This is a genomic window from Candidatus Cloacimonadota bacterium (genome assembly GCA_020532085.1).
GTDB lineage: Bacteria > Cloacimonadota > Cloacimonadia > Cloacimonadales > Cloacimonadaceae > Syntrophosphaera.
The window spans coordinates 1-8,848 of sequence record JAJBAV010000057.1; the positions used below are offsets into that span (position 1 = coordinate 1).

At 56.7% G+C, this 8,848-nt stretch carries 8 protein-coding genes and 2 pseudogenes; 8 read left to right on the forward strand and 2 right to left on the reverse strand.

Translation table 11 applies throughout. The features are described 5' to 3' along the window. Both LHW45_10435 and LHW45_10440 read left to right on the forward strand, forming a co-directional pair. On the forward strand, positions 1-239 hold a 239-nt coding region (locus LHW45_10435), incomplete at its 5' end, for a hypothetical protein (protein MCB5285989.1). A gap of 120 nt (positions 240-359) precedes the next feature. Beyond that, complete coding sequence (locus tag LHW45_10440) at positions 360-881, forward strand: GNAT family N-acetyltransferase (protein ID MCB5285990.1); 522 nt, start codon at positions 360-362, stop codon at positions 879-881. A gap of 263 nt (positions 882-1,144) precedes the next feature. On the opposite strand, the pseudogene LHW45_10445 reads toward LHW45_10440, so the two are convergent. Beyond that, positions 1,145-1,351, reverse strand: a pseudogene (locus LHW45_10445) (transposase). A gap of 279 nt (positions 1,352-1,630) precedes the next feature. Here LHW45_10445 and LHW45_10450 point away from each other — a divergent pair. Continuing rightward, positions 1,631-1,816: pseudogene (locus tag LHW45_10450) on the forward strand (hypothetical protein). Between the two features lie 440 nt (positions 1,817-2,256). Next, the gene (locus tag LHW45_10455) at positions 2,257-3,426 is read left to right on the forward strand and encodes a Fic family protein (protein MCB5285991.1); all 1,170 of its coding nucleotides are present in this window, start codon (positions 2,257-2,259) and stop codon (positions 3,424-3,426) included. Positions 3,427-3,576: 150 nt separating this feature from the next. On the opposite strand, the gene LHW45_10460 is transcribed toward LHW45_10455, so the two are convergent. Then, positions 3,577-3,813 carry a hypothetical protein gene (locus LHW45_10460; protein MCB5285992.1) on the reverse strand — a complete coding sequence of 79 codons (237 nt, stop codon included), beginning with the start codon at positions 3,811-3,813 and terminating at the stop codon, positions 3,577-3,579. On the opposite strand from LHW45_10460, the gene LHW45_10465 reads away from it, so the two are divergent. From LHW45_10465 to LHW45_10480, 4 genes are all read left to right on the forward strand, one after another. Beyond that, complete coding sequence (locus LHW45_10465) at positions 3,812-5,896, forward strand: hypothetical protein (GenBank protein ID MCB5285993.1); 2,085 nt, start codon at positions 3,812-3,814, stop codon at positions 5,894-5,896. The genes LHW45_10460 and LHW45_10465 overlap by 2 nt on opposite strands. After that, a complete protein-coding gene (locus LHW45_10470) occupies positions 5,829-7,199 on the forward strand; it encodes a hypothetical protein (GenBank protein ID MCB5285994.1) in 1,371 nt (456 codons plus the stop codon). The genes LHW45_10465 and LHW45_10470 overlap by 68 nt, the downstream gene beginning before the upstream one ends. Before the next feature lie 73 nt (positions 7,200-7,272). Beyond that, positions 7,273-8,316 (forward strand): PDDEXK nuclease domain-containing protein, encoded by a 1,044-nt coding sequence (locus tag LHW45_10475; GenBank protein MCB5285995.1) that lies wholly within the window; start codon positions 7,273-7,275, stop codon positions 8,314-8,316. 109 nt (positions 8,317-8,425) lie between these two features. Beyond that, the coding region (locus tag LHW45_10480; GenBank protein ID MCB5285996.1) for a hypothetical protein at positions 8,426-8,848 on the forward strand (423 nt) is incomplete at its 3' end.

The following is an 8,848-nucleotide window of genomic DNA, read 5'->3' on the forward strand; positions in this document are numbered from 1 at the left end:
GGCAACGGGTGGCTTTTCTTTTGACTGGGATGCCCACGCAGTTCATGACGGTGCTGCATACGAATATGTATGACAAAAGAAGGCCTTGCCGTGAGCGCAACTTATCTTGTAGCGAAAATGCGAAAAGAAATGTCGTGCTCAAAAAAAGCGCGAAGAAGATGCGGGCAGTGCTGAAGAAAAGCCAAAACGAGGTTTGGTCCTTTTCCCCGTCCAGGCTTGGACTATTCAGTTTCGGATGAAGCATTCAAGATCTGACCCCAGATTTCACGCAAGACTTTCCATTGAAATCCGTCGCATCCTCGGTGATGCTTCAAGCGCTCCCATCCACATGGCTGCCATGTTTCAGGAGGATGTTTCCCATGTCGAAGATCACGTTGGTGCGGGGCTATGTGCCCGGGGCGATCGGGAGGGTGGTGGAAATGCATGGGCGTTATTATCATCGGCATTGGGGGTTCGGGCAGTTCTTCGAGGCCAAGGTCGCGACGGAACTCTCGGAATTTCTCACCCGCTATGACGCGGCCAGCGACGGCTTCTGGACAGTACAGGTCGATGGACGCGTCGAGGGTTCGATATCCATTGACGGCCGGCACGCCATGACACGCGGGGCGCACTTGCGGTGGTTCATCGTTTCGGACGCCCTGCGCGGCCGGGGTGCCGGTTCACGGCTCATGGACGCTGCCATGGATTTCTGCCGGGACAAGGGGTATCGGCAAATATATTTGTGGACCTTCGCGGGCCTTTCTGCCGCCCGCAGTCTTTACGAAAAAGCGGGCTTCGCCCTCGTCGAGGAGCGGTCGGGGACGCAGTGGGGTGTCGAGGTCAAGGAACAACGCTTTGAACTGACCCGGTCTGACAAAGGCAGGCAAGTCGGGTTCCGTTAAAGGGCTGCTTGAGGGGCGATGGCTTTCGTTTCGCCTTGGGGCGTAGCTCAGGGCATTGAGGCGCTGAAGATTGGGAAGGTCGCATTCCCGGTCAAGGGCGCTCCAAGGCCCCATATTTGCTCTTAAAGGCAGGCCATCCGGCAACGGGTGGCTTTTCTTTTGACTGGGATGCCCACGCAGTTCATGACGGTGCTGCATACGAATATGTATGACAAAAGAAGGCCTTGCCGTGAGCGCAACTTATCTTGTAGCGAAAATGCGAAGGTGATCAACGTACGGCCATAATAACCGCTGCGATAGCCCAGACGGCCCTCTGTGCGCTCCCCCTTGGCGGCCCCAAGGGCTGCATCCATCTCGGCCTCCAACGTTTGTTGGACGACCGCACGGACGAGTTCCTTCAAAACATCCTGCTCGCCTTCAAGAAGCCCTTTGAGTTCAGACGACGATACGATAGAATTTTTTCTGACCATGGCAGACTCCTCCCGGAGTTGTGGATTGGTGGTACAACCCACACATGCCATGGTCTTTCTTTTTGCTGAAGATCCCGCACACTACCCACATTTTTCCAGGACCTTTTCCGTTTTATGGAGTCGAGCGCTGAATTCCAAAAAATCAGCCGTCTCGATTACATAAGAGTCTCGCACAGCTCTGAAATGAATTGAAACGACTCAGGGAGGTTGTTGGGAAGATCGGTGCGGGGAATCGTGCGGAGAAGAAAAAAAGGCCTACAGGTCAACGCAGCCGAAGCCGCGAACTTGGCCAAATTCGAATTCTTAGCCAACATGAGCCACGAGATCCGCACCCCTCTGAGTGGTATCATGGGCATGCTCCAACTGCTCGAAACGACCACACTGGACGAAGAGCAACTGCATTTCTGTTCTCTGGGCATCCAGTCCACAAATCGGCTGGCCAGTCTGCTCTCGGATATTTTGGAGAAATTAAAAAAGCCCCAGGCGACGATTTGCTACTTGGGGGCATTTGTGGGGGCATTGAATCTATTTTGTTTTGGCTGGAGCCGCATGGTTACTGACTCAATTTTAATTGTTCGATTCTCCCCGGCATTTAGAAAAGACAAACCCGTCTCTCCGGGGCATTCTCCGGGGTGGCGGGTTTTCTTTTTTCCCTTGCTTCTAAAGGGGTTGCGCCAGTTTTACATCTTTCCAAAACACCTCTTGGCACCATCTATTCTCCCCATCTTTCCTTTCTTCGTTCTCTGTTGGGCCCCTGATTCGTTGCAGCGCCGAACGCTCTTCTGAGGAAATCGAAACAACTCATCGGGAAACCCGCTTGATTTTTGCTTCCCGACACTCTATTTTAGGATATGCGGCTAAGGTAAAATAAAAGCGAATCATGTTTTAGGTTCGAGGCAGGTAGAATGAAGCGAGAACTCCAAGGCAGATACGTGACCATATCGACGGTGGGTGAGAAGGTTCAGGCCTTCGTGCCTGCGCCGCTACCGCCGCGACCGCCCATCCATTGGACCCCGGAGCTGCGCAGCAAGTTTGACCAGGCGCTGCTGGCGCTCGGGCGGCTGGACAGCGTCTCGACCTTGCTGCCGGAAACTTCGCTGTTCCTCTACATGTACGTTCGCAAAGAGGCGGTGCTCTCATCCATGATAGAGGGAACCCAGTCTTCCTTGTCCGACCTGCTGCTGTTCGAGCTCAATCAGGAACCCGGCGTGCCGCTGGATGACGTGCGGGAGGTCAGCAACTATGTCGCGGCCCTCGACCATGGTCTGCGCCTGCTGAAGGAAGGGCTGCCACTGTCGCTGCGGCTGTTCCGCGAGATTCACGGCGTGCTGCTGACCAAGGGCCGGGGCAGCAATCAGACCCCGGGTGAGTTCCGGCGCAGCCAGAACTGGATCGGCGGCACCCGGCCGGGCAACGCGGCCTTCGTTCCGCCTCCGGCCGAAGAGGTGCTGGAGTGCATGAGCAAGCTGGAGCTCTTCCTCCATGACCAGCCGGAGCCGACCCCGGTGCTGCTCAAGGCGGCGCTGGCCCATGTCCAGTTCGAGACGATCCACCCGTTCCTCGATGGCAATGGCCGTCTGGGGCGTCTGCTGATCGCGCTGCTGCTATGCGAGCAGAAGGTGCTGCGGGAGCCGATGCTCTACCTCAGTCTCTACTTCAAGGCGCACCGCCAGTATTACTACGAGCTGCTCAACAACGTGCGCACGACCGGCGACTGGGAAGCCTGGCTCGACTTCTTTGCCGAGGCCGTGATCGTCACCGCCACCCAGGCAGTGGAGACTGCCCAGCAGCTCCTGGACCTGTCGAACCAGGACCGTGACAAGATCAGCGGCCTAGGACGGGCGGCGGCTTCCACTCTGCGGATCCACCGGGCGCTCATGGAACATCCCATCGCCACCTCGGGCTCGTTGGTGGAGAAGACCGGTATCACACCGGCGACGGTCAACAAGGCGCTCGGCCACCTGAGGCAGCTCGGCATTGTCAAGGAACTGACCGCCCAGAAACGCAACCGCCTGTTCAGCTACGCAGGCTATATCGAGATCATGAGTCGCGGCACGGAACTGCCGGCAAGGTAGGTCGGTCCGGTTTTCGGAATCGAAGCAGATTCGTTGGGAGATTGTTCCTGGTATTCACTCCCGTTGCAAACCCAGCATCCTCGTCCGGAGCCTTGAAATCGGGGGGAGAAAAGTTGTTTCCTGGGCGGGGACTTGGGGCTCGACTTGATATCACGTTCCTGAATCCAGGATTTTTTTTGCATAACATCCAGAAATAGTGATGAAAAAGTCTTGGGCAACAAATCCCATGCCGGTCATCCGCCTCTCGATTGACCAGGGCCATGCTCCTGTTAGCTGGTACGGACCAGCATGTAATTTTGTCCAATTTCTTGCGATGTTTCCCGAATGATGGCAGGGGTTTTCTTCACCGAAAACCCCATTTTTATTCAAAATACCAGGAAAAACCATGGCGGATATCGCGGAATTCATCGCCCGTTGGAGCAATTCGCACGGCTCGGAACGAGGGAACAGCCAGCGTTTCTTGACCGAATTCATTTCCGTTCTCGAACTGCCGCCGATGCCCACGGACGCGGAAACCGTTCCCGGCTACGAATTCGAGCATTCCGTTCCGTACAAGGACGATGAAAACAAGATTCATGACCTCCGCATCGATCTCTACAAGCGCGGCTGCTTTGTCCTCGAATCCAAGCAGGGCATAGAGGTCCGCGAAAAAACGCCCCTGGAACACATCGTCGCCCGGCCCGCCAAGGCGGGAACCAAGCGCGGCACCTCGGCCTGGGACCGCCTCATGGACCGCGCCTTTCACCAGGCGGAAGACTATGTGCGCCGCCTCCCCGCCAGCGAGGGCCGTCCGCCGTTCATCATCGTCATCGACGTCGGTTTTTCTTTCGATATCTACGCGGAATTTTCACGCACCGGCGGCCTTTACGCGCCCTACCCCGCGCCCGGTAAACATCGCTTCTCCCTCGCGGACCTCGCCAGGCCCGAAGTGGCGGCCATGTTCACGGCCATTTGGGATGATCCCCTTTCTCTGGACCCGTCCCGACGCTCGGCCAAGGTTACGCGCGAAATCGCCGCACACCTGGCGGAACTGGCCAAATCCCTTGAGGGCGACCATGCGCCCGACGACGTGTCCGCCTTCCTCATGCGCTGTCTGTTCACCATGTTTGCCGAAGACGTGGGGCTTTTGCCTGAAAACTGTTTCCAGAAGATTCTTGAAAACGGCCTGAGCAAGCCCGAAGGATTCGCACCCACAGCCAGTGATCTTTGGCACGCGATGAATATTGGCGGCTGGTCCGTGGCCATTCAGGACAAGCTTTTGCGCTTCAATGGCGGCATCTTCGCCGATCCCCTGGCCCTGCCCCTGAACCGCATTCAAATTGAAGTGCTGCTCAAGGCAGCCAAGGCCGATTGGCGCGAAGTGGAGCCCGCCATTTTCGGCACCTTGCTGGAACGGGCCCTTGATCCGCACGAACGGCACAAGCTCGGAGCGCATTTCACTCCCCGCGCCTACGTCGAACGTCTGGTTGCCCCGACGCTCATCACGCCCCTGCGGGAAGAATGGCGAAGCGTCCAGGCGGCAGCCGCAATGGCCGCCGAAGACGGCGACACGGGCAAGGCCTTGAAAATCGTGACCGCCTTTCAGAAAAAGCTCTGCCTGCTGCGCATTCTGGACCCGGCCTGCGGCACGGGCAATTTCCTTTATGTTTCGTTCGAACTCCTCAAGCGTCTTGAAGCCGAGGTGATCCAGGAAGAGGCCCGTTATGGCGCCCAGGGCCGCTTGCTCATGGAAGGGGCGCATGTGGACCCGCACCAGTTTTTGGGTCTTGAACTCAACTCCAGGGCCGCGCGAATCGCGGAAATGGTATTGTGGATAGGGTATCTGCAATGGCACTTCCGCACCCATGGGCACACGCCGCCGTCCGAGCCGATCATCCGCGCCTTCCGCAACATTGAATCCCGCGACGCGATCCTGGCCTTTGATAGCTGGGAGTATCGCACGGACAAGAGCGGAAAGCCTGAAATGCGCTGGGATGGCCGCAGCACCAAAACCGATCCGGTCACGGGCCGCGAAGTACCGGACCCGGAAAAGACCCTTCCGGACATGGTCTTCAAAAACCCGCGCCCGGCATCGTGGCCCGAGGCGGACTTCATTCTGGGCAATCCGCCGTTCCTGGGCGGAAGCTCCAAGCGCGGCATTCTTGGACAAGGCTATTTTGAAGCCTTGGCCAAAGCATACCCGGAACTGCCGGAATCCTGCGATCTGGTCATGTACTTACTGGTGGCACAAGGCCGCCGAGATTGTCAGGACGAAAAAAGCGGAGCGTTTCGGCTTCATCACCACCAACAGCATTTCCCAAGCCTTCAACCGCCGAATAATCGCCCTGCACTTGGATGCGGGCCTGTCCGTGACCTTCGCCATTCCGGATCATCCGTGGGTGGACAGCGCCGATGGTGCCGCCGTGCGCATCGCGTTGACGGTCGGTGCTCCTGGCCAAGAAGCCGGGGAAGTTCAAACTGTGACGCATGAAAAAGATGGATCGGACGTTGAAAGAGACGTCACTTTGTCCAGCCAATGGGGACTAATCAACGCGGATTTGACTGTGGGTGCGGATGTTTCGTCAGCGGTTACATTACAAGCAAATGAAGCATTGAGTTGTCCAGGTATGAAACTCCATGGCTCGGGCTTTATCGTCACGCCCGCTGAAGCAGAATCCCTTGGCCTTAATCACATTCCGGGCCTAGAAAAGCACATTCGCCACTACCGCAACGGACGAGACCTCACCGGAAAAAGCCGCGAGGTCATGGTCATTGACCTGTTTGGCCTCACTGAAACCGAAGTTTTGAAACGCTTTCCCACCGTTTATCAATGGGTGGCGGAACAGGTGAAACCAGAACGAGATCATAACAATCGCGCCACTTATCGAGATAACTGGTGGATCTTTGGGAAGCCTCGTCGAGAATTCCGCCCTGCCTTAGCAGGCCTTCGGCGATATATTTCAACAGTAGAAACGGCAAAACATCGCGTTTTTGTCTTCCTTGATGCCTCGATCCTGCCAGACAACAAGTTAATCAATATTGCCTTCGATGATGCCTATTTTCTTGGCATTCTCTCAAGTCGTTTGCATGTCGTTTGGGCATTAGCTACCGGTGGCCATCTTGGTGTTGGCAACGATCCGGTCTACGTAAAATCACGCTGTTTCGAAACATTCCCCTTCCCTGCCGCCGACGAATACCACCGTCAACGCATTCGTGACCTAGCCGAACGTCTCGACGCCCACCGCAAGGCCAGGCAAGCCGAACACCCAGGCCTGACCCTGACCGGCATGTACAACGCCCTGGAACGCCTCCGCTCCGGTCAACCGTTCACGCCTGCGGAAAAAAAGGCGCATGAGCAGGCCTTGGGCACCGTGCTCCTTACCCTGCACAACGAACTCGATGCCGCCGTTGCCGATGCCTACGGCTGGCCCGCCGATCTTTCCGACTCCGAAATATTGTCCCGGCTGGTGGACTTGAACACGATCCGCGCCGCCGAAGAAAAACAAGGCTTGATCCGGTGGTTGCGGCCCGAGTACCAGGCTCCGGGAAGCGCCCGTGAAGAGAAATCGCCCACCCTTCCGCTGGACACCATGCCGGGGCAAATATCCAAGCAAAAAACCGCCGAGCCGATACCCTGGCCCAAGGACGAAACTGGCCGGATCGCGATACTCCTGAAAACACTCCGCTCACTCGGCCGCGAGGCCACCACTCCAATGAAATCGCGGCCGGGATCAAAGGCGCATCCGCCGCAAAAATTGAACGCGTCGCCCAGAGCCTTGCCGTGCACGGCCTGATCCGAAAAGGTGAAAAGGGATATTTGGGCTGATACAGAGTTGTGTGAGGCAATCGATGCCAAGGGGAACGTGAATGGAACCGACTGACACCCGCCGCAAGCAGGATATGGCAAAAACGGGCGATTACCCGCACCTGCTGTCCGAAATCAAGGAGCGCATCCGCTCCGCCCAATACGAAGCCCTCAAGGCGGTCAACAAGGAACTGGTCGGCCTGTACTGGGATATCGGCCGGCTGATCGTGGAACGGCAGGCGGACGCCGAACACGGCGCGTCCATCGCAGACCAGCTATCCCAGGATCTGCGATCCGAGTTCCCCGGCATCAGCGGATTTTCCCGGCGCAACGTCTTTTACATGCGTGAGTTTTTCCTGCTCTACCGCGATGACGAGCGAGTGCAACCACTGGTTGCACAAATCGGCTGGAGCCACAATCTAGTCATCCTTCAGCGCTGCAAAGACCCGCTGGAGCGAGAGTTCTACATCCGCATGACCCGCAAGTTCGGCTGGTCCAAGAATGTCCTCATTCACCAGATCGACAACCAGAGCTACGAAAAATCCCTTTTAGGTCAGACCAATTTCGACCAGACGCTCACGCCGGAACTTCGCGCCCAGGCCAAGCTGGCGGTGAAGGACGAATACACCTTCGATTTTCTGGAACTGGGCGAGGAACACAGCGAGCGGGTGTTGGAGCGCGCGCTCATCGCCAGGATCGAGGATTTCCTCCGGGCCATGGGCGGCATGTTTGCCTTCATGGGCAGCCAGTATCGGCTGGAAGTGGATGGCAAAGAATTTTTCATCGACCTCTTGCTGTTTCACCGCCGTCTGCGCTGTCTTGTCGCCATTGAATTGAAAGTCGGCGAGTTCCTGCCAGAATTCGTCGGCAAAATGCAATTTTACCTGACGGCTCTGGACCGGCAGATCCGCCAGGAGGACGAGAAACCCTCCATCGGCATCATCCTGTGCAAGGAGAAGAACCGCACGATTGTGGAATACGCCCTGCACGACGCCAAGAAGCCCATCGGCGTGGCCACCTATGAAATCACCAAGAACCTGCCCAAGGCGCTGAAGGGCCAACTGCCGTCGCCCAAGGATATCGCCCAGTTGCTGGAAGACCTATAATGTGAGGGAAGCGATCTATGAATACGGCACTTGCGCACGGTCTGAGTAAGAAGGGCTCAGAGAGGAAGATGACATGTTGCCTTCGCATGGGCAGATCAAAGGGGCACGAATGAGTAAAAATCCGAAAAATTCCGGGAAGAATGGTCTTTCCCTCCTCCGCTCTTCGGCAGCGGAATACCTGACCTTTGTCGCGGCCACCGGCACGGATGGCGTCGAGGCGGTTTACGCCGACGAAAGCATCTGGCTGACCCAGAAAATGATGGGAACGCTTTACGATGTGGAAACCCACACCATCAACTACCACCTGAAAAAGGTGTTCTCCGACAGTGAGTTGCAAGAAGATTCAGTTATTCGAAATTTTCGAATAACTGCCGCCGATGGCAAACGCTACAACACCAAACACTACAAGCTTCCCACCATTATCGCCGTGGGCTACACCGACCGCGAAATCCTGCAGGATGCCGGTAAGGTGACTGCCGAAATTGCCAAGGCCCATGCCGAAAGCGAATTCGAAAAATACCGCATCGTACAG